Source organism: Rheinheimera sp. UJ51 (assembly GCF_020819615.1).
Classification (GTDB): Bacteria; Pseudomonadota; Gammaproteobacteria; order Enterobacterales; family Alteromonadaceae; genus Alishewanella; species Alishewanella maricola.
On record NZ_JAJHOG010000008.1, the window covers coordinates 126800 to 152140 of the forward strand.

The 25341-nt window shown below is 47.9% G+C and carries 12 protein-coding genes; 6 read left to right on the forward strand and 6 right to left on the reverse strand.

Going from position 1 to position 25341, the window contains the following annotated elements:
- Positions 1–41: 41 nt before the first annotated feature.
- On the forward strand, positions 42–944 hold the full coding sequence (locus LMJ53_RS11710; RefSeq protein WP_229586228.1) for a LysR family transcriptional regulator: 903 nt from the start codon (positions 42–44) through the stop codon (positions 942–944).
- Here the strand turns inward: LMJ53_RS11710 and LMJ53_RS11715 are convergent.
- Complete coding sequence (locus LMJ53_RS11715) at positions 926–5281, reverse strand: PAS domain-containing hybrid sensor histidine kinase/response regulator (RefSeq protein WP_229586230.1); 4356 nt, start codon at positions 5279–5281, stop codon at positions 926–928. The two genes, LMJ53_RS11710 and LMJ53_RS11715, sit on opposite strands and share 19 nt — an antisense overlap.
- Before the next feature lie 307 nt (positions 5282–5588).
- On the opposite strand from LMJ53_RS11715, the gene LMJ53_RS11720 reads away from it, so the two are divergent.
- Complete coding sequence (locus LMJ53_RS11720) at positions 5589–6764, forward strand: porin (protein WP_229586232.1); 1176 nt, start codon at positions 5589–5591, stop codon at positions 6762–6764.
- The gene (locus LMJ53_RS11725) at positions 6764–7204 is read left to right on the forward strand and encodes a hypothetical protein (RefSeq protein ID WP_229586234.1); all 441 of its coding nucleotides are present in this window, start codon (positions 6764–6766) and stop codon (positions 7202–7204) included. Before LMJ53_RS11720 ends, LMJ53_RS11725 begins: the two co-directional genes overlap by 1 nt.
- 62 nt (positions 7205–7266) lie before the next feature.
- Here the strand turns inward: LMJ53_RS11725 and LMJ53_RS11730 are convergent, their stop codons facing one another.
- Entirely contained in the window at positions 7267–9345 is a 2079-nt protein-coding gene (locus LMJ53_RS11730) for an EAL domain-containing protein (RefSeq protein WP_229586236.1), read from the reverse strand.
- Positions 9346–9627: 282 nt separating this feature from the next.
- On the reverse strand, positions 9628–10263 hold the full coding sequence (locus tag LMJ53_RS11735; RefSeq protein WP_229586238.1) for an NAD(P)H-dependent oxidoreductase: 636 nt from the start codon (positions 10261–10263) through the stop codon (positions 9628–9630).
- A gap of 297 nt (positions 10264–10560) precedes the next feature.
- Here LMJ53_RS11735 and LMJ53_RS11740 point away from each other — a divergent pair, with 297 nt between their 5' ends.
- From LMJ53_RS11740 to LMJ53_RS11750, 3 genes are read left to right on the forward strand one after another with little or no spacing between them, the layout of a single operon-like run.
- The gene (locus LMJ53_RS11740; protein WP_229586240.1) at positions 10561–11769 is read left to right on the forward strand and encodes an efflux RND transporter periplasmic adaptor subunit; all 1209 of its coding nucleotides are present in this window, start codon (positions 10561–10563) and stop codon (positions 11767–11769) included.
- Positions 11769–14846 carry a multidrug efflux RND transporter permease subunit gene (locus tag LMJ53_RS11745; protein WP_229586241.1) on the forward strand — a complete coding sequence of 1026 codons (3078 nt, stop codon included), beginning with the start codon at positions 11769–11771 and terminating at the stop codon, positions 14844–14846. Before LMJ53_RS11740 ends, LMJ53_RS11745 begins: the two co-directional genes overlap by 1 nt.
- A complete protein-coding gene (locus tag LMJ53_RS11750) occupies positions 14843–17920 on the forward strand; it encodes an efflux RND transporter permease subunit (protein WP_229586242.1) in 3078 nt (1025 codons plus the stop codon). Before LMJ53_RS11745 ends, LMJ53_RS11750 begins: the two co-directional genes overlap by 4 nt.
- A 79-nt stretch (positions 17921–17999) precedes the next feature.
- On the opposite strand, the gene LMJ53_RS11755 is transcribed toward LMJ53_RS11750, so the two are convergent.
- The 3 genes from LMJ53_RS11755 to LMJ53_RS11765 are packed head-to-tail and all read right to left on the reverse strand — an operon-like array spanning position 18000 to position 25250.
- A complete protein-coding gene (locus LMJ53_RS11755) occupies positions 18000–21671 on the reverse strand; it encodes an SbcC/MukB-like Walker B domain-containing protein (protein WP_229586243.1) in 3672 nt (1223 codons plus the stop codon).
- Positions 21668–22891: an exonuclease subunit SbcD gene (gene sbcD / locus LMJ53_RS11760; RefSeq protein WP_229586244.1), complete on the reverse strand. Its 1224-nt coding sequence runs from the start codon at positions 22889–22891 to the stop codon at positions 21668–21670. Before sbcD ends, LMJ53_RS11755 begins: the two co-directional genes overlap by 4 nt.
- Before the next feature lie 49 nt (positions 22892–22940).
- Positions 22941–25250 (reverse strand): bifunctional diguanylate cyclase/phosphodiesterase, encoded by a 2310-nt coding sequence (locus LMJ53_RS11765; RefSeq protein ID WP_229586245.1) that lies wholly within the window; start codon positions 25248–25250, stop codon positions 22941–22943.
- Positions 25251–25341 lie beyond the last annotated feature (91 nt).

Genomic DNA, 25341 nt, shown 5'->3' on the forward strand with positions numbered 1-25341 from the left:
AAATACATATTAAATTAGAAATCGTTCACTAAAAAAGAACTATGAGCCGACTGAATTACCATCATCTCTATTATTTTTGGCAGGTAGCCCGTGGTGGTAACTTGACCGAAACCGCGCAGCGCTTGCATATTTCACAGTCGGCCTTGTCGGCACAAATCAAGCAATTTGAACAAAGCATGCAGGTGCAACTGTTCTCGCGGCAGGGGCGGCGCTTAGTGTTAACCGACAGCGGCTATCAAACCTTAAAATATGCCGAAGATATTTTTAGCCGTGGCGAGGAGTTGGAGCAATTGCTGCTGAAGGGTATGCAGCCGCAACATAACCCTCTGCGCATTGGCACTTTAGCCACGATGTCGCGAAACTTTATTGAAAGCTTTATCGCGCCCTTGCTGTTGTCTTCTAATGTGCGCTACAGCTTGTTTTCGATGAATCAAACGGCCTTACTGAATGCACTGGCCGCACATCAATTAGACCTGGTATTAAGCAATATTGCCGTGCTAGGAACCGATAACCAAATGTGGCAATGTCGTTTGTTGGCACGACAACCGGTGGCAGTGATTGGCCCGCCGGGTAAAGCCTTACCCGAAAACTTGGCGGCCTATCAACAACAGCGCTGGGTGTTACCACCAGTGCATAGCCCCATCCGCACCGCCTTTGACGCATTGGCCGCACAATACCAGTTGCAACCCGATGTCGTAGCAGAGGCTGATGATATGGCGATGCTGCGGCTGTTAACACGCGATAGTGGGGCCTTGTCGGTGATCCCCGAGGTGGTAGTAAAAGATGAATTACACAATGGCAGTTTAGAGAAATACCTGATGCTGCCAGAGGTGTATGAGAACTTTTACTTTATCACCACCCATCGTGAATTGATGCATCCACAGCAAAGTTTGTTATTAGACGCTTTTGATGCGCAAAGACTATCTTATTCGGCTAATAGCTGATGAATAATACTTAACTCGTTAGCCGCGGCAGTCCGGATTTGCTGCTCAAGTTCGCCAGTGAGCATAGTAAAGGTTGCAATGTCTTCGGCATGCACGTTGGCCTGCTTTAGGTTGTGTTCCAGCTGACAAAGCAGCTGGTGCAGATCGGTTAACCCCACAGTACCAGAAGTGCCTTTTAGTGTATGCACAATGGCTAGCATCTGCGCCCAGTCTTGCTGTGTAATGACCCGCTGCAAGTCGATTAATTGCTGTGCTAGGTTTGATTCGAAGCTCTGTAAGACTCGCTGAAAAAACTGTTCATTATCGGCAAAACGTTGTAGCAAGTTGGCACGCGTTTTTATGATGCGAGGCTGGCTTGGCAGATCGGCCTCCGTGCTGCTTATGGCGTTTTCCATCACGATACGTTTGCGGCGGTTAACTGGCCGTTTATTTAGGTTGTTGCTGTCTGCCGCTACTGGGCTTCGGCCCGTATACTGAAGTAGTGTGTTAATGACGGCATCAATATCAAAGGGCTTGGTCAGGTGCGCATTCATACCGGCTTGCAAGCAAGCGGCTTGATCAGCGGCATACACATTGGCGGTCATCGCGATTATAGGTAAATCAGAAAAACGGCCGTCGGCGCGAATGCGACGAGTGGCTTCAAGACCATCTACGTTAGGCATTTGCACATCCATTAAGACCGCATCATAACCTTGTTCTGGTGTGCTGTTTTGTAGCACGGCATTTATGCCAGCTAGCCCACCTGTTGCAATATCCACCATGGCGCCTTCGTTTTGCAGTAATTCTTTGGCCACCAGCTGGTTAATTTCATTATCTTCGACCAGCAAGAGCCGCAGCCCTTTAAGCTGCTTTGCGCGTTTTAATGGCTTCACTCGAGCGTTCAGCGCGGGTTGTTTACCAGCAAGCACGCTCGCGATCAGTTCAACTAATTGCATGGGGGTAACGGGTTTCGTCAGCATGGCGGCGTAGGGTATCTGCCGACCTTGCGGCAGGGTGCTAAGGGCTTCACGGCCCTTTGCCGTTACTAGCATAATAATCGGCGGTAAGGCATGGTCAGATGATGTGTTTAGTTGTTTTAATGCGCTGAGTTCGCTTAAGTCGGGTAGAGGGTAATCCAGCAGTAGCGCCTGTATGCTTTGCTGCTGAGCATAGCAGCGTGTCAGCTCAGCCTTTGCGGCTGTTAACGATGCCGCGGTCAGCACCTTGGCACCATGCTGACTGACCGCCTGGCTTAAGAGCGTTAGAGCTGAAGGGTTGTCATCAATAATTAAAATGTTGGTATCTTTGCCAAGCATGGTTGTTTCAGCTAAGGCACTGTCGGTATCTAGCGGTAAGTCAATCTCAAACCAGAAGCGGCTACCTTGGCCCAAAGCGCTTTTTAGCTGTAATTCACCGCCCATCATCTGCACCATGTTTTTACTGATCACTAAGCCCAAGCCACTACCACCATATTGACGTGTGGTAGACGCTTCAGCCTGAGTAAAACCATCAAAGATGCGCTGTTGCTGATCCGGACTTATGCCGATACCCGTGTCAATCACACTAAAGCGGATCCGGCAGGTTCCCGCTTGGGCAGCAACTTGTTGCAGCCGAACGATAACTTCACCTTGGTTGGTAAATTTAATGGCATTACTCGCCAGGTTAATCAGGATTTGTTGCAAGCGAAGTTTGTCGCCAATCAAGCATGGGGGTAAGTCGGCATCGATATCAAATAGCAGCTCTACCGCTTTGCTCGCCAGATTGTGCGCCAGAACCACGGCTAACTCGCGCATCAATTCATCCAGATTAAAAGGATGCTGTTCTAATTCTAATTTACCCGCTTCAATTTTTGAGTAATCGAGGATGTCATTGATTAAATGCAGTAGAGACTCGGCAGCAATCTGCGCTTTATTGGTATAGTCATCTTGCTGCATGGAAAGCTCGGTGGTTTTCATCAGTTGCAGCATGCCCAATATGGCGTTCATCGGGGTACGAATTTCATGGCTCATATTGGCTAAAAATAATGATTTGGCTGCATTGGCATCTTCTGCAGCGGTTTTAGACTCTCGTAAGTATTGTTCTAACTCATGCGTAGCAGTGATATCACTGTTTACGCCAATGACTCTAATGGCCTGCCCTTTTTCATCGCGCTGCACATAGGCGCCTGCTTGAATGTAGCGTGTTTTGCCACTGGGTAAAATGAGTCGAAAGGTCAGGTTGTATTCACCATTACCGGCAACTGCATCGTGCAGTTTGGAGAGAGTGAAAGCGCGATCTTCTGGATGCACCCGAGACTCCCAATGCCCATACTCTAAGCCTTGTTCGCGTAAAGTGATGGGTTGCTCATATAGTTGATACATCTTGTCATTCCATTGCAGCACATCATCACTGATAGACCACTCCCAAATGCCGAGTTTGGCAACTTCATAGGCCAGCGTCAGTTGTTCCGTTTTCGACAATAATTGCTTTTGAGTAGATAGCAAAGCGGCTTGTTGTTGTTTTTGTTGCGTAATATCCGTTGAAATGCAGAGATAGCCGACAACTTGTGCTTGCTCGTTACGCATGGTGGTAACAACCATGGTGATCGGAAAGCGTTGGCCATCCTTACGAATATAATGCCATTCGCCTTTATCTACACCCGTAAGATTAGAGGTGTAAATTAACGTTTGAAAGCCACTAATGTGGGTATTGTGGGTTTTAGACAGTAGGGCAGCGTGTGAGGCAATTTCGGTTTGATCATGAAACAGTAAAGGTGTGGTTTGGCCGATCACTTCAGACGCTTGATACCCTAATAAGCGCTCCGCGCCGTGGTTGAATAATTGAATTTCTCCCGAGGTATCGGTAGCAATAATGGCAAATTCAGAGGCGGCTGACAGCACATTTTTAAAGAGTAAATTAATTTTGGCCAGATCCGCGGTCCGCTGCTCAACCTGTGTTTCTAAATTTGCGTTAAGTTGTTGGATCTTCGCTTCGGCGGCTTTTTGTTTCGAAATGTCGCGCACGACCTTAGACACGCCAATCACGCGACCCTCTGGCGAACGAACGGGTGAAAAGGTAATGGAGACATCGATAGACTCGCCATTTTTATGTTGACGTACAACCTCAACATTAGGAATGTATTCGCCCTGCGCGGCGCGTTTAAAAAAAGCCAAGTCGGCGGCGATATCCGCTGGTCTGACAATCAGTTTGCTTAGCGCCTTGCCTATAGCTTCATGCGCTTTAAAGCCAAAAATAGCTGCTGCGCCTTGGTTCCAGCTTGTTACATTGCCGTCAATAGTATGACCAATAATGCCATCTGCTGAGCTGTGTACAATGGCTGCGAGTTTAGCTTGTTCGGCTTGCAACAAACGCTTATGGCTTAAATTGATATTAATTAACCCCGTGAGTAAGGCCAACAAAAAGGACAGCATTGAGCCAATAATGCCGAGTTGTAAAGGTGAGGGCAGCCGCAGTTCTGCAATAAAGTGTGGCGTGACTGAGTAATCAAACTGCCAGGTGCGCCCATAAATTTGGTGTGTTTCAGTACTGTGGTAAAGGCCGCTACTGCTATTTAAGGTGTTATTAAAAAATAATTCGGGCTTAGCAGGATCCGTGATATCGGTTAAATGTAAGATGGTTTTTTGATTATCCATCTTCTTATCAGCCAACACTTCTGACATCAACAGCGGTGCATAGCTCCAACCAAAAGCGTCTTGTTCGCGCTCGGCTACCGTTGTTGGCGTAACCGTACTACGGTAAATCGGCATCATAATTAAAAAGGATTGTAGGGGTTGACCGGTTGCTTGTACTAAGGTGATGGGCCCAGTTAAGCGCACTTCCCCGCTTTGCATGGAAGACAACGCCGCCTGATAGCGATTATGTTCTGAGGCGATGTCTAAGCCGATAGCCGCGAGATTTCGCTCTACCGGTTCAATATATTGGATAACATAACGCTCACCTAGGTGAGGACTGAGTTCTCTAATGCTAAAACTAGGCCAACCATCCGCTTGGGCTGCCGCTAAAAAGGCGGCTTCTTGTTGGCGCGGTACTCTGCGAATAAAACCAAAACCACGAGCACCCGGAAACTCATTATCAATATCACGGGTTTGGCTGTAACGATAAAAGGCGTCACGGCTTATTTCGTGTTCTCCAGCAGTTAATAGCGCTCCTCGTGCACTGCGCAACCCATATTGATAGAGCTGAATACGCGTTAATATGGCTGTTGCTTTTTGTTGTAATGAGGATTTTACGGCGGCTTGCGTGCGTATTTCGTTGGCATGTTGTACTTGGTAGCTAAAGATAACACTCAGCGTCAAACCACACATTAAGACCAGTAAAGACCATTTATTTAACAGCGATTCGCTAAATTTGGGTAACAAAGAGAGCTCCCTTTTTTTTCTTCAAGATAAATCACCGTCAGTTACATCAATGTAGCTTACTAAAAAGGCAAGAGGTTTAAAGATAGCTTGCGCCAGTTTGAAAAGCTACGTTTTGGTATTTTATGGTGGCTTTTTATCAAACAACTATTAAGGTTAAATAAACCATGAGTGCTGGTTAATAACAATAGTGAGACTTTTTTGATTTAAAACCTAATTATCGTTTTTATTATAGTGTGGCAAGACTTTAGGCTTGACAGTGTTGGCACTTCCGAGGAAAGTTAGAAAAGTTCAATTTTATGGATAAAATATGTTCAGTCACTATACAAAGTCTTTGCTGATCGCCGCTCTCTTGCTCTGCCCTAGTTTGGCGCAAGCGCAAGAGTCAGGTTTTGAATGGTCGGGTTTTGGTCGGGTTGTCGCGGGTTATTTGGCTGAAGATGGCATGATTTACGGTGGGTATGACGATGAATTGTCGTTAAAGCCGAATAGCTTACTTGGCTTGCAAGGAGAGTGGCAGTTTGATTCAAAGCTATCTTTAGTGGGCCAAGCCGTATTAACCGCCTCTGATCAGCGTGATTCAGACATTGAGTGGCTCTATTTAAATTACCGTTTAAATGACCATTGGCAAGTGAAGTTCGGTCAGCTAAATACGCCCTTTTTTTCGTACAGTGATGTGCAAGATGTTGGCTATGCCTATCATTGGGTGCAATTGCCCATAGAAGCCTACCCTGAATTTTTATTTAAGAAATATCGTGGTGCCTCAATTCGTTTTACCCCTGCCTTTGAGCGTGTCGCCTTAGATGTAGAAACCTATTATGGCTCGATGAATGACACCGCTTCGGTTCGAGGCAATCAGGTAGATATTGATTTAAGTCAGATTTATGGTGTGATTGCCAAATTATCCTATGACAAATATCGTTTGTCGGCCTCTTATCACAAAGGTGAGTTTAGTTATGATGTGCCACGCTTGAATGATGTACGCAACATTTTAACGGCGGTCGGCTTTAATACTCTCGCTAACCAGTTTATGAGTGATGGTACGGGAGAATATTATCAGCTAGGTTTAAGTTATGACGATCTTAACGTTTTTGCTCGCAGCGAAATTACCTATATAGCTCAAAGCACCAATACTATTGCCGATTACCTTTCTTATTATTTAATTGCGGGTTATGTCTTTGACCCTGTTAGTGTTTATCTGAGCTTTGCTGAGCGAACGTCAGAAGAATACAGCATTATCAATACCGTACCTAAGGGGGTTAATCCACAGCTAGATGAACTGTCTATCGGTGTCGATGCCTTGATTGATAGTTTTGCGATTAACAATCGGTCTCTCTCAATCGGCGCCCGTTTTGATTCCAATAATAATGTCGCGTTTAAGGTAGAAGTCAAAAAAATTAGAGGTAATGATTTTCAATTTGATTCGCCACTCGTGACAAAAGGCAGTGCGGTGCTGCTACTCACCTCTGTTGAGTGGGTTTTCTAATGACGGCTGCTTTAAGGCTCGTCCTCACCCTGAGTTTGTCTTTGCTGCTGCTGGGAGGCAACGCAGATGCTGATGAACTGTGGCTGATTTCAGCTAATACGCAGCAAGTCGAGATCAGCAAAGAGGTTGTTAAACAAATTTACTTACAAGGTGAGCAAGGGCGCACACCTTTGCAGCCAGTTAATTTAGTAAAAGGTGAGTTTTCACGCACCATCTTTAACGCCTTAGTGATGGGACTCACCGAATCACGCTTGCAATCTTATTGGTCACAAATGCGCTTTACGGGCCGAAGCCGGCCGCCGCTGGAGGTTGAGAACACAAAAGCCTTAACCGATTATCTGCTGAACAATAGTAATGCGATTGGTTATCTGGTAGTTGATGATAATAGCCAATTGCCAGACGGTTTAGTCGTCCTGCTGAAAATCGACTTTGAAAAATAACCGCTGACATTTTTACTGAAAGTGAACCCCCTCGTCAGTGCTCGCCATTAACGGTGGGGATGTTACGACGTGCCGGTTTTGGGGTATGTTTCTAGTAAGGTTTTAAGGGGTACAGGCCGGCAAAAGTAGTACCCTTGAAAATAATCACAGCCAATTTTCTTGAGGTAATCAAACTGAGCGAGCTGTTCAACGCCTTCTGCGCAAACCGACATCGTTAAGTTGTTCGCTAAACTAATAATGGTTTCGACAATATTCTTATCGGCCTTGCCATTTTCCATATTATGAATAAAAGATCGGTCTATTTTTAGTAGGTCAATATCCAGTTTTGTTAGATAACTCAGAGACGAATAACCCGTACCAAAATCATCTAGCGACACTTTGCAGCCCGCGAGGTGCAAATTAATCACGAACTCGTTCACGGCGTCAAAATTGTCTAAGTAAGCCGATTCGGTAATTTCAAATTCTAAGTTAGGGGCATGATTCGCATGCCTGACTAATAAAGCTAACGTTTGCTGTTTAAAGGTGTCACTTTTAAGATCCATGGCCGACAGGTTCACCGCGACAGAAACTTGGCTATGAAAATGGGCTTTTAATATGAACAGATCAGAAATAACGTTATCCAACACAAAGCTGGTCAGCGCGGTGATTTTTCCGGTTTTTTCTGCAATTTCAATAAACTCGACTGGCGATAACGCCCCCAGTGTGGGATGTTCCCAGCGTAGTAACGCTTCAAAGCCGGTGATCTCAGCCTGTTGGTTTAGTTTAGGTTGATAGGCTAAGTACAATTCTTTGGTTTGAATGGCTCGTAAAATGCTACTAGCGATCTCATGTCGCCGTTGAACCCTAGTGTGCATGGCATTTTCAAATAAGGCAAAACCCCCTGTGCGTTGCAGTTTGGCTTGGTACATCGCGATGTCGGCATTGCGTAACAGTAATTCGGTATCAAAATTCGCTTGCTTAGCATAAGCAATACCAATGCTCGCGGCGGTGCTCACTTCCCATTTACTGATATAAAAAATTTTCTTCAGGTTATCCGCAATACGTTGTGCCGTGATCATGGCCACTTCACTGGGGGGATAATAATCTTGTTCGTTGTTAATCAGCAGCACGATAAACTCGTCACCGCCTAAACGAGCCAGCATATCGCCTTCGCGGATCAGGTGCGATACGCGCTCTCCTACCTGAAATAGCAACTGATCCCCCACATCATGGCCCAGGGTGTCGTTGACATGTTTAAAATTATCTAAGTCAAAATACAAAATAGCCAGATCGGCGTTGCGGCGCTGTTCCCGTGCCAGTGCAGAACGCAGTATGGCATGCAGCATCTGTCGATTCGGTAAGCCTGTTAATGAATCGTAATTGGCTATTTTTTCTAAGTTTTGTTTGTTTTCTTCTAAATCATTTAATTGTTTTTGAATTTTAAATTCATAATTTTTTATCGTATCTAGGTATTCATTAATTTGCTCGGCTAATAAGCCAATCTCGTCTTTATTTTCAATGGTTAAACGTTCCAGTTTATTGCCTGAATGTTTGATTTTCCGGACAAATGAGGTCACTAAATTCAGTTTTTGCAACACACGTTTTTGCATCGAAAAAGCTAAAAAGCCTACGAGCGAAGCGATAAAAACTAATAATGGAATGACTTTTTTTAGGTAGGTATTTGCCGATTGCTTTAACGATGACTCCGGATCTTGCACAATCAGCAAGCGGCCCACTGCGTAGCTTTCATCGCCAATCATTTTGTTGGATACCAGCAGTTTATTTACCAGTTCGGTACCAAAGCCTGTATTAAATTGTGCGTCTTGTAAGGTCGTGTCCGACCATTCGGTTTGCTTGGCGGGGTTCACATAGAAAAACACTTGCTGGTCATTTTTATCAAAGACTCGCGCGAATACCGTGGAATCATGCCGATCCAGCTGTAATAAGGTGGTGGCGATATTAGGAATATCATCTTCGCTCACTAAAAATGGTAAGAGTGACTCTGATAAGTTTTCGGACAGTGCATCGAGGTTTTGCATCGATTTTTGCACATATAAATTGCGATGTTCGTTTAAACTCAGGGTGTTCACAGAGACGGCGGTTAAAAATACCGCCAACAGGGTAATGCCGATAATGCGAACCGAGAATTGACTTACCCGCATGGCTGCACCCTGGGTAATAAAAGCCCATACCGCACAGTATGCGATGTGAAGTTGTGATGCTGGAATAGAAGTATCTGTGCTGCTTTATCCATAAGCGATTGTTGGCATCTAGCCCTTAATTGCAGTTCATTCACATGCTAATTAACATAACACTAAATAATTATTTCAGCGAAAGATTTGTTTGAAAAAAACACAATAAGGTTAATGGCGCATCAGCAAGGCTGAAGTAAAGGCAGCGGGGGAGGTAAAACACCGCTGCCACGATGTGGAAGCGGCGGCTATTTAGCGATTAATCAGGAAATCAGCACTGTCGCGGCGTACTTTTTTCAAGTCGACTAACCAGTCAGCACCGGCTTCACGGTAGCCTAATGGCAGTAATATCACCGATTTTAAACCCAGTTCAGCTAATCCCAGAATGCGATCAACGTGCTCAGGTTCGAAACCTTCCATTGGCGTAGAATCCACCTCTTGTTCCGCTGCCGCGATCAGGGCGGAGCCTAAACCAATGTAAGCTTGACGTGCGGCATGCTCAAAGTTTTGCTCGGCCGGACGTTGTGGATAATAAGCCAAGAGTTTTTGCCGATAGGCTTCCCAACCTTCGTTTTTAAAGCCGCGTTGCTCGTTAACCAGATCAAACATCATATTAATGCGCTCAGGGGTGTAGTTATCCCAAGTGGCAAACACTAATAAATGCGAGCAATCAGTAACTTGTGACTGATCCCACGCCACTTTACGAATTTGTGCCTTTAAGGCGTCATCCGTTACCACTAATACCTGATAGGGCTGCAGGCCACTTGAGCTGGCGGATAAACGAATTGACTCCAGAATAATATCGAGCTTTTCAGCGGGCACTATCGCATCGGGTCGCATTTTTTTGGTGGCATATCGCCAGTTAAGTAATTCAAGCGTGTTGGACATGATCATAATTCCTATTTCTATGTATAAGCAGCAGTGGTTTAGGAGTTAGGTACGGCAAGCCTGACTTTCAAGGTTTAGCCCAAACTGTTTTTTTACGAACGTTAGCTTGTTGTAGCGGTTTTATGGGGGTGTGCGCTGCGGTGTGTGAGGGCATTTACTGCTATCTGCCGTCAGAAAAATGCAGTTGGGCGAATGCAGGCGCGTCTTTACCAAATCTTGACGGTTGTCGCGTTGAGTGCGGGCGGTCGGCACATTATAGTGTCAGCAATTTAAGATCCAGGGTGAAGGAAATACAAAATGGCTTGGCAGAAAAAAACAATGTTAATCGTTGCCTCGGTGTTGGTGGCAGCAGCAAGCGCTTATTGGTTTTGGCCAAAAACTGCAGAGGCGCCGGCTGCAGAGGCCGGGCAACGACCCACTAGCCCTTGGGCAATGCCAGTGCCGGTGCGCGTTGTTGAAGCTGCGCTGGCTGACTTACGTGTGCAAGTAAAAGCCATTGGTACGGTGACGCCGCTCAATACGGTTATTGTTCAAAGCCGCGTAAGTGGGCCATTAACTCAACTGCATTTTAATGAAGGCGATAAAGTGACCGCGGGTCAGCTATTAGCGGAAATTGATACGGCCGATTATCAAATTCAATTTGCCCAAGCTCAAGGGCAGTTAGAGCAAAACACCGCGCAATTAAAAAATGCGAAGATGGATTTAGAGCTGTATAGCAAATTACGCGAACAAAGCTCTATTTCTGCGCAGCAATATAATACGCAACAGGCATTGGTCGCGCAGTTAGAAGGCAGCCGCAAGAGTATTCAAGCGCAGTTAGATGCGGCGAAGTTACAGTTATCCTATACCAAAATTCATGCTCCCATTACCGGGCGTTTAGGCTTACGCCGGGTTGATGTCGGTAACCTGGTGCAAGCGAATAGTGCCGAAGGGCTGGTTACCATTACCCAAAGCTCGCCAATTACGGTGGTATTCGCCATTCCTGAAAGCCAGCTGCAACAAGTCCGTAATGCCTTTCGCAGTGGGCAGGTGTTAACCGTAGAAGCTTGGGATCGCGCAGAGCAGCAGCTGCTCAGTCAAGGCGTGTTAACCACTTTAGATAACCAAATTGATGCGACAACGGGCACGCTACGCTTAAAAGCCGAGTTTAAAAATGAACAAGAGGAGCTGTTTCCAAATCAGTTTGTTAATGTGCGTTTAAATGTTTCGGTGCAACAAGGGGCTATCACTATTCCGCAAGATGCGGTGCAATACGGCTCGGCCGGAACCTATATTTACACCATTGAACAAAATCGCGCACAAATTCGTCAAGTTACCCTCGGGGCTGTCGATAATGGCAAAGTGGCGATCACCGCAGGTTTACAGCCGGGTACGCCGGTGGTGCTGGAAGGCTTGGATCGTTTACGGCCAGGTCGTGCGGTTGAAGTGATAGAAAATGATGGCTCGGTTAAAGAAGCAAAACCCGTAACTGAGCAACCAAGAAGACGTCCGCAGAGGGCGCAATAATGAACCTTTCCAGCCCGTTTATTCTTAGACCGGTTGCTACCTCGCTGTTAATGTTAGCAATTTTAATTGCTGGCGTGCTCAGTTGGCGGCAGCTGCCGGTAGCGGCATTGCCTCAGGTTGATTATCCGATCATCCAAGTATTTAGTTTTAACCCGGGCGCTAGCCCAGACATTATGACGCGGACCATTACCGCGCCGCTTGAGCGGCGCTTGGGGCAAATTCCTGGTTTAAAACAAATGTCGTCTAGCAGCTCGGCTGGCGCGTCGGTGATTACCCTGCAGTTTGCTTTAGTGGTGGATATGGGCGTTGCCGAGCAAGAAGTACAGGCGGCGATTAATACTGCTTCCTCGTTATTGCCATCGGATATGCCGACACCGCCGATTTACCGCAAAGTGAATCCAGCTGATGCACCGATCTTAACCTTAGCCATTACCTCGGCAACCTTACGTTTACCGCAAGTTTATGATTTAGTTGATACGCGTATGGCACAAAAGTTAGCGCAATTACCGGGGGTCGGTATGGTTAGCCTCGCCGGCGGACAGCGCCCTGCCATCCGGGTTAAAGCCAATCCGGCGGCATTAGCCAATATGAACTTGAGCCTAGAAAATTTGCGCCAAGCCATTGCTGCTGCCAATACCAATCAACCAAAAGGCAGCTTTGACGGCCCGTTTCGCTCAACCTTATTAGATGCGAATGATCAAATTAAAGACACGGCTGAATACGAGAATCTGATCATTGCCTGGCGCGATAATTCGCCGGTGCGTTTGCGTGATGTAGCCAGTATTGAGCAAGGCGCTGAAGATCGCTTTTTAGCCGCATGGGCCAATGAGCAACCGGCGGTGTTACTGAATATTCAGCGTCAACCGGGTGCCAACGTCATTGAAGTTGCCGATCGTGTGCGACAGCTATTGCCGCAATTAACCGCGACCTTACCTGCCGCAGTTGATGTGATGGTGTTAACCGATCGAACGCAAAGTATTCGGGCGTCGGTACGCGATGTGCAAAAAGAACTGGTTTTTGCCGTGTTTTTGGTGATTTTAGTGACCTTTGTGTTTCTGCGCACCATACCGGCAACCATCATTCCTAGCTTAGCTGTGCCGCTGTCGTTAATTGGTACTTTCGCGGTGATGTTGTGGTTAGATTTTTCAGTGAACAACCTGACGTTAATGGCGCTGACCATTGCCACCGGCTTTGTGGTCGATGATGCCATCGTGATGCTGGAGAATATTGCGCGCCACCGTGAAGAAGGCGCTTCGCCGCTGGAAGCGGCTCTAAAAGGCGCGAAAGAAATTGGTTTTACCCTGATTTCATTGACCTTCTCTCTGATAGCGGTGCTGATCCCTTTATTGTTTATGGCCGATGTAGTGGGGCGCTTATTCTTTGAATTTGCCGTGACCTTAGCGGTTGCCATTATGATTTCGCTAGTGGTGTCGCTTACTTTAACGCCGATGCTCTGTGCGCGTTTGCTAACCAAAATGCCAGCGCATGATAACCCGAATGATTTAATGCAGCGGGTGATCCAGCGTTATGGTCGGGGTTTGCAATGGGTGTTGCGCCATCAACGGCTGGCGCTGGCAAGTTTAGCCGCCACCGTGGCGTTAACCGTGGGCTTGTATATGGCGGTGCCCAAAGGGTTCTTCCCGGTGCAAGATAGCGGTGTCATTCAGGTGATCACCGAAGCGCCACAGGATATTTCCTTTCAAGCGATGGCACTGCGCCAGCAAGCTTTAGCCGAAAATATGCTGCAACACCCAGATGTCGCCAGCTTATCGTCGTTTATTGGTGTCGATGGTAGTAATAGCAGTATTAATAGTGGCCGTATTTTGCTGAATTTAACGTCGCATAATGAGCGCTCGCAATCTGCCGTGGAAATTATCCGTGAGCTGGAGCAGCAAGTGTTAGATGTACCCGGGATTAAAGGCTGGTTTCAGCCGGTGCAGGAACTGAGTATTGAAGATCGGGTTAGCCGCACGCAATATCAGTTTACGCTCAGTACACCTGATTACGAGACTCTTAGCCAGTGGCTTCCCGAGCTGGTTGAGGCTTTACAGCAACAACCTGAGCTCTCTGAGGTGGCGCACGATCTGCAGCAGCAAGGCTTACAAGCCTATATTGATATTGACCGCAATGCCGCTGCGCAATTGGGGTTAACGGTGTCACAAATTAGCTCAGTGTTGCAAAGTGCTTACAGTCAGCGGCAAATCGCCACCTTGTTTACGCAAAGTAATCAATATCGGGTGGTGTTAGAAGTTGACCCTGCACAGGTGCAAGGGGTGGACGCGCTCGATAAATTGTATTTAACCAATAGCCGAGGTGACTCAGTACCCCTAGCGGCAGTGGCGAAGGTGAGTCAGCGACCTACCCGTTTGCTGATTAACCAGCAAGGGCAGTTCCCGGCCGTGACCTTATCCTTTAACTTAGCCCAAGGGTATTCACTCGGGCAGGCGGTAGCCGCGATCGAGCAAGTGCAGCAACAACTGCAACTGCCCGCTGAAGTTGAGCTGAGTTTCCAAGGTGCAGCAGAGGCCTTCCGTTCTTCTTTGGATAACACCCTGTGGTTAATTCTTGCCGCCATTATTACCATGTATATCGTGCTGGGGATCTTGTATGAAAGCTTAATCCATCCCGTGACCATCTTATCAACCTTACCTTCTGCCACCGTGGGCGCCTTATTGGCGTTACTGTTAACAGGGCAGCCGCTCGATTTGATTGCCGTTATCGGTATCGTGTTGTTGATAGGCTTGGTGAAAAAGAACGGCATTATGATGGTCGATTTTGCGTTAGACGCGCAGCGTAATCGCGGCATGACCCCAGCCGAAGCCATTTATCAGGCTGCTTTACTGCGTTTTAGGCCGATCTTAATGACCACCTTGGCAGCTTTGTTTGGCGCCATCCCGCTGATGCTTGCCAGTGGTTCAGGCGCAGAGCTGCGCCAGCCTTTAGGTTTAGTGATGGTGGGGGGGTTATTGGTTAGTCAGGTATTAACCCTCTTTACCACGCCGGTAGTGTATTTATGGTTTGACCGTATGTTTGGTCAACGCCAAATTAAACCAAGCGCTGAGGTGGCACCGCTATGAATCTGGCGCAGCCTTTTATTCAGCGGCCGGTGGCCAGTGCTTTAATCGCGACGGCGATCTTGTTAATGGGCTTGTTGAGCTGGCGTTTGTTGCCAGTGTCTCCGCTACCGGCTATCGACTTTCCGATGATCGTGGTCACGGCCAACTTACCTGGTGCCAGCCCCGACAGCATGGCGGCTACGGTTGCGACGCCGTTAGAGCGCGCATTAGGCAGCATTTCAGGTATTCGCCGCATTAGTTCGTCAAGTAGTCAGGGCGCTACGCAAATTCGTTTAGAATTTGAGTTAGATCGTAATGTGGATGCCGCGGCTCGTGAAGTACAGGCGGCCATTAACGCCTCGCGTGGCCAGTTACCCGCCGGGATGCCTGGCAATCCGGTTTATCGCAAGTTTAACCCATCGCAAGCGCCGATTATGGCGTTAGCTTTGAGCTCTCGTCATTTGGCGGGCAGCACGCTGTATGACAATGCTTCAACGGTGTTGGCGCAAAAGTTGGCGCAAATTACTGGGGTGGGTGAAGTCGAGGTCACGGGCTCGTCGCTACCGGCGGTGCGGGTGCAACTGAACCCCGGTATGCTGGCGCATTATGGGGTGGCGTTAGATGAAGTGCGCAGCGCCATTAATACGGTTAATGCCTCAGTACCCTTAGGCGTATTAGAAACAGATAGCCATCGCTGGCAATTGGCCACCAGTGAAACCTTGCGCCGTGCGGCGGATTATCAAGATTTAATTGTTAAATATACCGATGGCGCGCCGATCCGTTTATCTGACGTAGCTATTGTTAGTGACTCGACGGAAAACCGCTACAGTTCGGGCTTTCATAACGATAAAGATGCGGTGATTTTAATGGTCAGTCGGCGCAACGGTGCCAATATAGTCGAAACCGTTGATGCTATTTACAACGAACTGCCTTTACTGCAAGCCTTAACGCCAGCCGGTGCCGATTTAGCGGTGGTGATGGATCGCAGCCCGGTGATCCGTGCCACGCTTGCCGAAGCGCAATGGAGTTTAACACTCGCTGTCATTTTAGTGGTGTTGGTTGTTTGGGCTTTTTTAGGCAATTTTCGCAGCGCGTTAATCCCCAGTGTGGCGATCCCGGTGTCATTAATTGGCGCTTTTACCGCGATGTATTTGTTTGGGTTTTCATTGAATAACTTATCGGTGATGGCGCTGATCGTCGCTGCCGGTTTAGTGGTCGATGATGCCATTGTGGTCGTCGAGAATATTCGTCGCCATCTTGAACGCGGTTTAGCGCCGTTACAAGCCGCAAGGCAAGGCGTAGCTGAAGTGGGCTTTACCTTGTTAGCGATGAATTTGGCACTGATTGTGATTTTTCTGTCTATTTTGTTTATGGGGGGCTTAGTTGAGCGGTTATTCCGTGAGTTCTCTATTACGTTAGTGGCGGCGATGGTGATTTCATTGCTTATTTCGCTGACCTTAACGCCCAGTATGTCAGCATTATTGTTGCGTAAACCCACTAAGCAACAGGCCACATCAGGTTTCTTTTGGCGTTTGCAGCAAGGATATCGGCACAGTATTGATGTTTGCTTACGGCATTATCGCTGGTTATTGCTGTTATTAGTGTTGTTATTTGCCGCCAGCGCTTGGTTATATGACAAGGTGCCATCGGGTTTATTACCAGAGCAAGATACTGGCCAGTTGAATGGGTTTGTTCGCGGCGATGATGGCGCGTCGTATCAAATGATGCAGCCAAAAATCGAAGCCTTTCGCCAGTATGTCTTGCAAGATCCTGCCGTGGCCGACTTAATCGGTTCGGCCGGGGGGGATCGCGGTGTTAGTAATTCGCAAATGCGCGTGCGGTTAAAGCCGCTTGCAGAGCGCCAAGTGTCGGCTCGCGCTGTGGTGGATCGGCTTCGAGCCAATGCGCCAAAAGTGCCTGGCGGCATTCTGTTTATGAATGTCGATCAAGATATTCGTTTATCCTCACCCTTTAGTCGCAGTGACTATGAAGTGCAGTTGTTATCAGATGATTTAGATTTGCTGCGAAAATGGGGCAAGGTTGTCGGCGAAAAACTGCAAGAAGTCCCTGGGTTAGTTGATGTTGATACCCCCGGCGGTGAAGATGCACAACAAATTGAGTTAACCATTGATCGCGAAGCGGCGCAGCGGCTCGGCGTGGATATGCGCACGGTGGCCACGGTGCTGAATAACTCCTTTTCGCAACGACAAGTTGCGACCTTGTATGATCAGCAAAACCAGTACCGCATCGTGATGGAGCTGTTACCCGGTTATACCGCTCAGCCCGAAGTGTTGCAGCAGTTACAGGTAATTACCAACGATGGTCGCCGTGTACCTTTAGCGGCTATCGCCAGCTATCAGTATGGTTTAGTGAATGACCGGGTGCAGCATGAAGGACAATTCGCCTCGGTAAATATTGGTTATGGTCTAGAAGAAGGCACCACTATGGAGCAAGCTTCTATAGCGATTGAGCAAGCTATGGCAGAAGTGATGTTGCCCGGGGCTATCGTGGTGGTCAGTGGTGAAAACCAACGCAATGCTATTTTTAAAAGTAGCGATCAAACCTGGTTGGTGATTGCGGTGGTTGTGGCGGTGTATCTGTTGTTAGGCATTCTGTATGAGAGTTTGCTACAACCGATCACGATTTTGTCTACCTTGCCTTGTGCTGGCTTAGGTGCCCTGCTAGCGTTGTATTTAACTAATAGCGATTTTAGTTTAATTGCCCTGTTAGGGCTGTTTTTGCTGATCGGTATTGTGATGAAAAACGCCATTTTGCTGGTCGACTTTGCATTGGCCGCCGAGCGCAATCAAGGTTTGGCACCGATCGAGGCGATTGCGTTAGCGGCGCAGCAGCGGTTACGGCCAATCTTAATGACCAATTTCGCCGCTTTATTAGGCGCGGTGCCGTTATTATTAGGGGTAGGTGAGGGGTCTGAGTTGCGGCAGCCATTGGGTATCACCATCGTGGGCGGCTTATTAGTCAGTCAATTATTGACCTTGTACACCACCCCAGCGGTGTATTTGTTGTTAAGTAAGTTTCGCCGTGCACCGCGTGCTGAAAGCGCTACGCCATCTGCAGAGGTGTCGCTGAAATAACTTAGCAAGTTTCAACGTTAAAACGACAACAGCACCAGGCCGCGCTTTAGCATACGGCGCGGCCATGACATAACGGGTGTTAGTTTGTTACTCGATAGCACTCGTCCAATTGGCTAAAACCAAAGCCGGTGTTTTTCTTCACCCGCAGTTGGGTTGGAATACGCTCTTTCATCGCTTCTATATGGCTTATCACGCCAATCATTTTACCGGTAGCATTGAGGTTATCCAGCGCATCTAAGGCGATATCCAGCGTTTGTGCATCTAAGGTACCAAAGCCTTCGTCTAAAAATAACGAGTCGATGCTGGTTTTATGGCTGACCAGATCCGACAGCGCTAAAGCCAACGCTAGGCTGACTAAAAAGCTTTCACCGCCCGACAGCGTTTTCGTATCGCGTTCGCTATCGCCTTGCCAGGTATCTTGCACGGTTAACGACAAGCCGGCTTGTTCTTTTCGTTTCAGTAAATAACGACCATGCAGTTGTCGCAGCTGATTATTCGCCAAATACACCAGATTATCCAGCGTCAGGCCTTGTGCAAAACGGCGGAATTTATCACCACTGGCAGAACCAATCAGCGTATGCAGCTGGGTGATTTCATCATAGCGTTGTTGCTGCGTGTTAATGTCAACTAATAAACTTTGCTGCCGTTCTCGTAATTGTTGCTGCTGATTCAACTGCTCTTTTAGCTGGCCTGATCGCGACAACAGTTCGCTTTGCTGTTGGCTAAGTTGTTGTCGCGTTGCAGCCACCTCGGTCGCGCTGACCTTTTGCCACGCCGAGGCTTGCTCATGTTCGAGCAGTGCTTGTAATTGCTCGTTAGCTTTTTGCAATAAGGTATTAGCGCTTTGCCACGTTTCTTCAAGTTGCTGCTTTTTACTTTGTAAGCGGCTGCGCTCTGCTTCGGGTAATAAGGCGGCAAGAAAAGCGGCTTCATCAGCAAAAGGGCTAAGCTGCAGGCTATTTTGCCAAGCGGTACTTTGTTCGTTCAGCTGTTGTTGCAGCTGTTGCTGGCGCTGCTGTAAGTTGTTTAGCACACTGCTGAGTTCAGTATGGCGCTGTTCCACTTGGCGATATTGCTGTTGCTGTTGTTGCCATAACTGCTGAGCTTGCTGCAGTTGTTGCTGCAGCGTGTGCCGTGCTTGGCTGACGATTTGCTCGCCAAATAAGCTGTGGCGTTGCGCTTTTAGTGCTTGTAACTGCGTGGTTTGGCGCTTGGCGACGAGTTCAGTTTGTTGTAGTTCAGTGCTCAGTGTACTGATTTGTTGCTGTAGAGCCTGTTGTGCCGCCGTGCTGCTGGCTAAGTCTTGTTGTCCTTGCTGCTGTTGTTGTAGTGTCTGTTGATACCGCTTTGCATCTTGCTGTTTTTGCTCTAACCAAGCAGGTAGCTGCTGCAGCGTGCCCTGATAGCCTTGAGCGCTAAGCTGACTTTGTAGCTGCTGTTGCTGCTGCTGTTGGTCTTGCTGTTGCGCCGTTTGTTGTTGTGCTAATTGGCTTTGACGCTGTTGCAGATTAAGGTGTTGTTGTTGCAGTAAATTGAGCTGGTGTGCTTTTTGGGCTTGCGCTTGCTGCTGTTCGATCAGGCTTTGCTGTGCCTGAGTGACCGCTTTTTCAGCCTGGCGTAAAGCCGTTAATTGCGCATTGGTACGCGCTATTTGTTGCTGTAAGCTTTGGCTTAACTGAGGCAGTGCTTGCGAATCGTTTATTTCTAATGTGACGTCCAGTGCCACACAGTGCTGCTGCCATTGCTGCTGCGCTGCGCTAATGAGTTCGGCTAATTTACTGAGGCGAGGCGCTTGCGCGGCCAGCTCTGCCGTGCATTTATCTAAGGCTTCGCGGCTTTGTTGGCCCGCCGCTAAAGTGTGCTCTGCTTGTTGCTGCGCCTGTTGCAACCGCGCTTGCGTATCGGGCAGATCTAATGGGATCGCCGCGGCAGGGTGTTCGCTGGCACCGCACAGTGGGCAAGCTTCGCCGGCAACAAGCTGTTGGCGATAGTACGCTAACTGTTCTTCTTGACTAATCAGTTGCTGCAAATCGTCGACGTGCACTTTATGTCGTTGATATTCATCTAAGAGCTTGGCACGCGCGCTAGTCAGCTGCTGCTGTCGAGTGTGTAATTGTTGCTGCGTGGCTTGTAACTGCTGCTGCTCTTGAGTGGCCTGCCAATACTGTTGCTGGCAATTTTCTGCTTGATGCAACTGCGGCCAACGCAACGTAAGCTGTTGCAGTTGTTGCTGCAAGGTGGCTTCATCAGCTTGTTGTAACAGGTGTTGCCATTCGTTTTGCCGTTGTAAGTGCTGCTGTTGCTGGGCTTGTAGGGCCTTATCATGTTGCTGCAAAGTGTGTTGTTGTGCTTGTAAGCTGCTTTGCAGTGCCGTGCTTTCTTGCTCGATTTGCTGCTGCTCAGTGGCTAATTGAGTCAGCTGCACTTGGCTTTTTTCAAGCTGGCCAAGCGCCTGTTGCCAACTGCCGAGATAGCGATTGATCTCGGCATCGGTCTGATGCTCTGTCAGGTAACGTGCGGTAGTGGTGAGTTGTTGTTGCAGCTGTTGCAGCTTTTGCTGAAGCTGACTGTCATCCGCTTGCGCTTGTTGTAATTTTTGCTGCAGGCTATCTAAACGCTGTTGCTGGGCGCTTTGTTGTTGCGCTAGGCCGTCGATTTGATGATCTAACGGCACTACCTGCTCATTGAGCAAGGTTTCTTGCTGCTGATTTTGCTGTTTAGTGTGCTCTAAAGCCTGCTCGGCGTGTTCAAGCTGGCTGCGCTGCTGAGCTAAATCTGCGATGTTAAGCTGTTGCTGCTGCTCTGTTTTAACCAGTTCACTGCTTAATGCCTGTAAATCATCACGACTTTTTTGTAATAAGCTAAAAGGGGTGCGTAAGCGCTCAGCCGGTTCACTTTGACTAAGCTTAGCCAGATCCGCTGCTGCATCGTGCAGCGCTTGCTGCGCCTGTTGGGCGCGGTTGGCTTCGAGCTGCTGCTGCTGTGTCGCCTGCTGCTGCTGCTCCCACCATTGTTGATGTTGCTGCCAAGCATTTAGTTGCTCGCTCAGTAGGGCTTGTTGGGTGCTGACCTGTTGCTGCTCTTGCTCAATGGCTGTTAGCTCATCAGCGCTTAACAGCTGAAATCCCGCTAATTTGGCCTGTAATTCCCGTAAATCTTGTTTGGCTTGGGTGTAGTCTTCATGCACACGCTTCGAGATTAAACCGTAGATTTCTGTGCCGGTAAGCTCTTCTAACAACTCGGCGCGCTCACTTTCATTGGCATTCAGAAAAGCGGCAAAATCGCCTTGTGATAACAGCATGGATTTGGTGAAACGCGCAAAATCTAAACCGGTGATGCGTTCAATTTCTTCGTTTTTAGGTCGCACCTGATTGGCTAACACTTTGCCGCTTTGCACCTCGGCTAGCTCAACATCCGCAGGCTGTAAATTGCCGTCGGCTTGGCCACGAGCGCGGCGCATACTCCAAAAGGCGCGATAAGCAATGCCTTTTACTTCAAACTCCACTTCAGCAATCGATTCGGCACTGCCGCGCGTCATAATTTCATTGGAAGTTTGGCTAATCGGGCCTAAACGGGGTGTTTGATGGTAAAGGGCCAAACAAATCGCATCTAATAAGGTTGTTTTTCCGGCGCCGGTTGGCCCGGTGATCGCAAATAGCCCATTTTCGGCAAAAGGCGATTGGGTAAAATCGAGCTTCCATTCACCTTTTAATGAGTTGAGGTTTTTCAGCCGTAAAGTCAGAATTTTCATCGGCTCTGCTCCTGCTGCACGGCGGACAATACCGCTAAAAAGCGTTGCTGCAGTTGCTGTTGTCGCTCAGTATCTTCAATAGATTCAATCGCTAAGCGTTTAGCGAATACTTGCTCAGGTGTCAGCTCGGCCAAGGTTTCTTTTTGCTGCTGTATTAACGCTTGGCTAGGCGCAGCGCGTTGTCGGCGTACCAACAATACCTCGACAGGCAAGCCTTCGCACAGTTGTTGTACGCGCTGCTGTAAATCAGACAAATAATCTTGGGTGGCAATTTCCAAACAGAGCCAAACGGGCTTACTGTGCTGTTGTTGTGCAATGGCGGCCATTTGCACGGCCAGAGTGTCAAGATCCCCCTTGATCACCTGCATGGGTTGAAACAGCGGCACATCAATACAGCGAATGTGTTGGCGCTCGCGGCCGTTAAACTCCACCAGCACCACTTGTTTGGTTGTGCCCAGCTCGTCAAAGCTCAAGGGTAATGGCGAGCCGCTATAGCGAATATGTTCGGTTTTCGCCACGCGCTGTGGCCTATGAATATGCCCCAGCGCAATGTAATCGGCCGGTGGGAAACCCTCTGCGGCAAAACCCTCTAAGGTGCCGATATAAATCTCGCGTACGCTCTCGCTTTTACTGACGCCAAGCGCCGTTAAATGGCCCGTGGCAACAATGGGAATGTCTAGTTGCTGCTCTTGCCGTTGTTGTTCGGCGAGTTGAAAAAGGTGTTGGTAATGCTCGGCAATGGCATTGGCTAGTGCTTGGCGCTTTTGCTGGCCGGTGTCGCCGGCTTGGCTTTGCAGCACATCTTTAGCTCGAATAAACGGCACCGCACACAGCAAAGCGCCCGGTTGACCTTGTTTATCGTTTAGTAGAATCACTTGTTGTTCAACAGGCAATTCGGTACTGGCCACCACATAGGTATTTAAACAGGCGAGTAATTGTCGCGATTCATTAAGTACCGCAACGGAGTCATGATTCCCGCCTAACACCACCAGCGTACATTGACGTTGTTGCAGTTGTACAACAAACTCGTTGTAAAGTTCTCGCGCATAGCTGGCCGGAGTGGCGGTATCAAATACATCACCGGCGATAATCACCGCGTCAATCTGTTCGCGACTGATTAGGGCCAGTAGCCACTGAATAAAAGCGTGATGCTCATCTTTACGGGTTTTAGTAAAAAAGTTTTGGCCTAAATGCCAATCGGAGGTGTGCAGGATTTTCAACCAGGCGTCCTTTGCAAGTTAAACGTGTCGCCGAGTTGCTAGCATGTGTTTAAGCGTGCGGCGACTGATTCAGTAGCAGCTGGCGAAATTGCTCAGCGGGTACGGCTTGACTAAAATAATAACCTTGATAGTAATCACAGGCCATCTCTTTTAGCAAGGCCAACTGCTCGGCTGTTTCAACGCCTTCAGCCAATACATCAAAATGTAGCGTATGCGCTAACTCAATGATCGCTTTACTGATTTGTCGGTCATCGTCATTGTCGGTGATGTTATCAATAAAGCTGCGATCGACTTTAAGAATATCCAGCGGCAAGCGTTGTAAATAGGCTAAGGACGAATAGCCTGTGCCAAAGTCGTCAATGGCAAGGCGAATACCGGCAGCACGTAATTGTTGCATCGTGCGAATAGCGGCATCTTTGTTGTGCATTAACGCGGTTTCTGTGACTTCTAACTCAAGTAAATGGGCGGGGAAGCCGGTAGCGAGCAGGGTGGAGATCACTTGTTGCTCGAAGTCACCTTTACTAAATTGATGCGCCGAGACATTCACCGCTAACCTCACTTGAGGTAAGCCTTCCTCTAACCATTGTTTGCCTAAGAGGCAGGCTTGCTCTAACACAAAATGGCCAATGATATGAATTAACCCGCAGTTTTCCGCCACGGGAATAAAAAGCTCTGGTGAAATAAAGCCTTGCTCGGCATCTTGCCAGCGGATCAGTAATTCTGCGCCGATGATTTGACCGCTTTGAATAGCTATTTGCGGCTGAAAGTAACATTGTAATTGTTGCTGACTAATCGCCAGGCGCAACTTAGTTTCCAGCTGCAAGCGTTGCCGTGCTGTCGAAGTCAGTTGGCTACTGAAAAAGCTGTATGTGCTGCGACCTTCCGCTTTGGCTTTGTACAGTGCCGCGTCAGCACCTTGCAATAATGATTCAGCGTTGTTGTGATGCTCAGGGTACAAACTAATGCCAATAGACGCGGTAATAGTCACGTCAATTCGTTCAGTTAAAGTTGCCGGTTGTTGTAAGGCTTGCAGCAGTTCTAAAGCAAAGCGTGCGGCATCTTCTGTGTGGGGTAAGTGCTCGATCAGAATCGCAAACTCGTCGCCCCCCAGACGCGCCAAGCTATCGGTGTCTCGACAGAAAATTTTAAGCTTTTCACTGACGTTTTTTAACAGTAAATTGCCGACACTGTGGCCATACGAATCGTTGATGGTTTTAAAATTGTCTAAGTCGATTATCAATACGGCTAATTGCAGCTTTTCGCGCCGGGCAACCTTAATCGCTTGTTCTAAACGACCCGTAAAAAATTGGCGATTGGGTAAGTGCGTAAGGGGATCGTATTCTGCTAAAAAGGCTAATTGCGCTTCTTGTTGTTTGCGTTCAGTCAAATCGATATCAATGCAGTAAATGCGCGGTTTATTATCCGGGTCGAAGATCACCGCGTGTGACGAGTATACGCTGACCAGACTGCCATCTTTGCGTTGTAACTGTAATTCTTCAGGCGGTAATGGTTGGCCAGAATGTGTCATTGTTTGAATAGCGGCTTTTACATCGTTATGCATTGGCTGGGGAATAATTAAATCCAGTAAGTTACGGCCAAGCGCTTCTTGCTTGCTATAGCCATACACTAACTCGCTGCCTTTATTCCAGTAAAGCGTTACGCCATGTTCGTCATATCCCTGTACCGAGATATTGGGCATGCTGTCGAGTAAGGTGCGAAAGCGTTGTTCGCTTTCTTGCAGTTGATGTTGTGCGTGTTTTATCGCAGAAATATCCTGCATGACCGAGATAAAATAAGCCGATAGATGCTGTTGTGGCGGTAATAAAGCGACAGATAAACGTACCCATAAAGTGTGGTTATTTTTAGTGATGTAGCGTTTTTCAATGGAAAATTGCTTGATGTCATTGGCTAAAATCTTTTCTCGCAAACCTTGGTCAAGTAATAAGTCATCAGGGTGCGTGATGTGTTGAAACGTCATGCTTCTTAATTCGTCAGCGCTGTATTCCAGCATACGACACAGCTCTTGATTGACCTTAATGAATTGCCCATTGACGTCGACATAGGCAATACCGGTTGCAGCATAGTCAAACGCCATATGACTCAGGCGTTGTGATTCAACCAGCGCCATTTCAAACTGCAGCCGCTGTTTTAACAAGACCCAGGCGAGGATGGCGGTTAGCAGCACATAGACAAACCCTTTATAGGTTTGATAACGGGTGAGTAAAACCGGATCGCTAACGATGGACGCTAAAAACACATCGCTAAACTCGATCCAAAGCAAGCCCAATAGCAGATAGATCGCGGCACCCAAGATAGGGTAGTAAGGCAGTTTGCTCAGTTTGGATGCCGTTGGATTCATGTTAATTCCATATTTTCAGCGATAAACAGCGTCTGTGTTATGACGAAGAAAAGTACTAAGCATAGTTGAACTTGCGGGTATTCGAAACGGG

Bases quoted from the DNA above. Each gene is read 5' to 3' on its own strand.
- LMJ53_RS11710 (WP_229586228.1), top strand. From the start codon at position 42: ATGAGCCGACTGAATTACCATCATCTCTATTATTTTTGGCAGGTAGCC.
- LMJ53_RS11720 (WP_229586232.1), top strand. From the start codon at position 5,589: ATGTTCAGTCACTATACAAAGTCTTTGCTGATCGCCGCTCTCTTGCTC.
- LMJ53_RS11725 (WP_229586234.1), top strand. From the start codon at position 6,764: ATGACGGCTGCTTTAAGGCTCGTCCTCACCCTGAGTTTGTCTTTGCTG.
- LMJ53_RS11730 (WP_229586236.1), bottom strand. From the start codon at position 9,345: ATGCGGGTAAGTCAATTCTCGGTTCGCATTATCGGCATTACCCTGTTG.
- LMJ53_RS11735 (WP_229586238.1), bottom strand. From the start codon at position 10,263: ATGTCCAACACGCTTGAATTACTTAACTGGCGATATGCCACCAAAAAA.
- LMJ53_RS11740 (WP_229586240.1), top strand. From the start codon at position 10,561: ATGGCTTGGCAGAAAAAAACAATGTTAATCGTTGCCTCGGTGTTGGTG.
- LMJ53_RS11745 (WP_229586241.1), top strand. From the start codon at position 11,769: ATGAACCTTTCCAGCCCGTTTATTCTTAGACCGGTTGCTACCTCGCTG.
- LMJ53_RS11750 (WP_229586242.1), top strand. From the start codon at position 14,843: ATGAATCTGGCGCAGCCTTTTATTCAGCGGCCGGTGGCCAGTGCTTTA.
- LMJ53_RS11755 (WP_229586243.1), bottom strand. From the start codon at position 21,671: ATGAAAATTCTGACTTTACGGCTGAAAAACCTCAACTCATTAAAAGGT.
- LMJ53_RS11765 (WP_229586245.1), bottom strand. From the start codon at position 25,250: ATGAATCCAACGGCATCCAAACTGAGCAAACTGCCTTACTACCCTATC.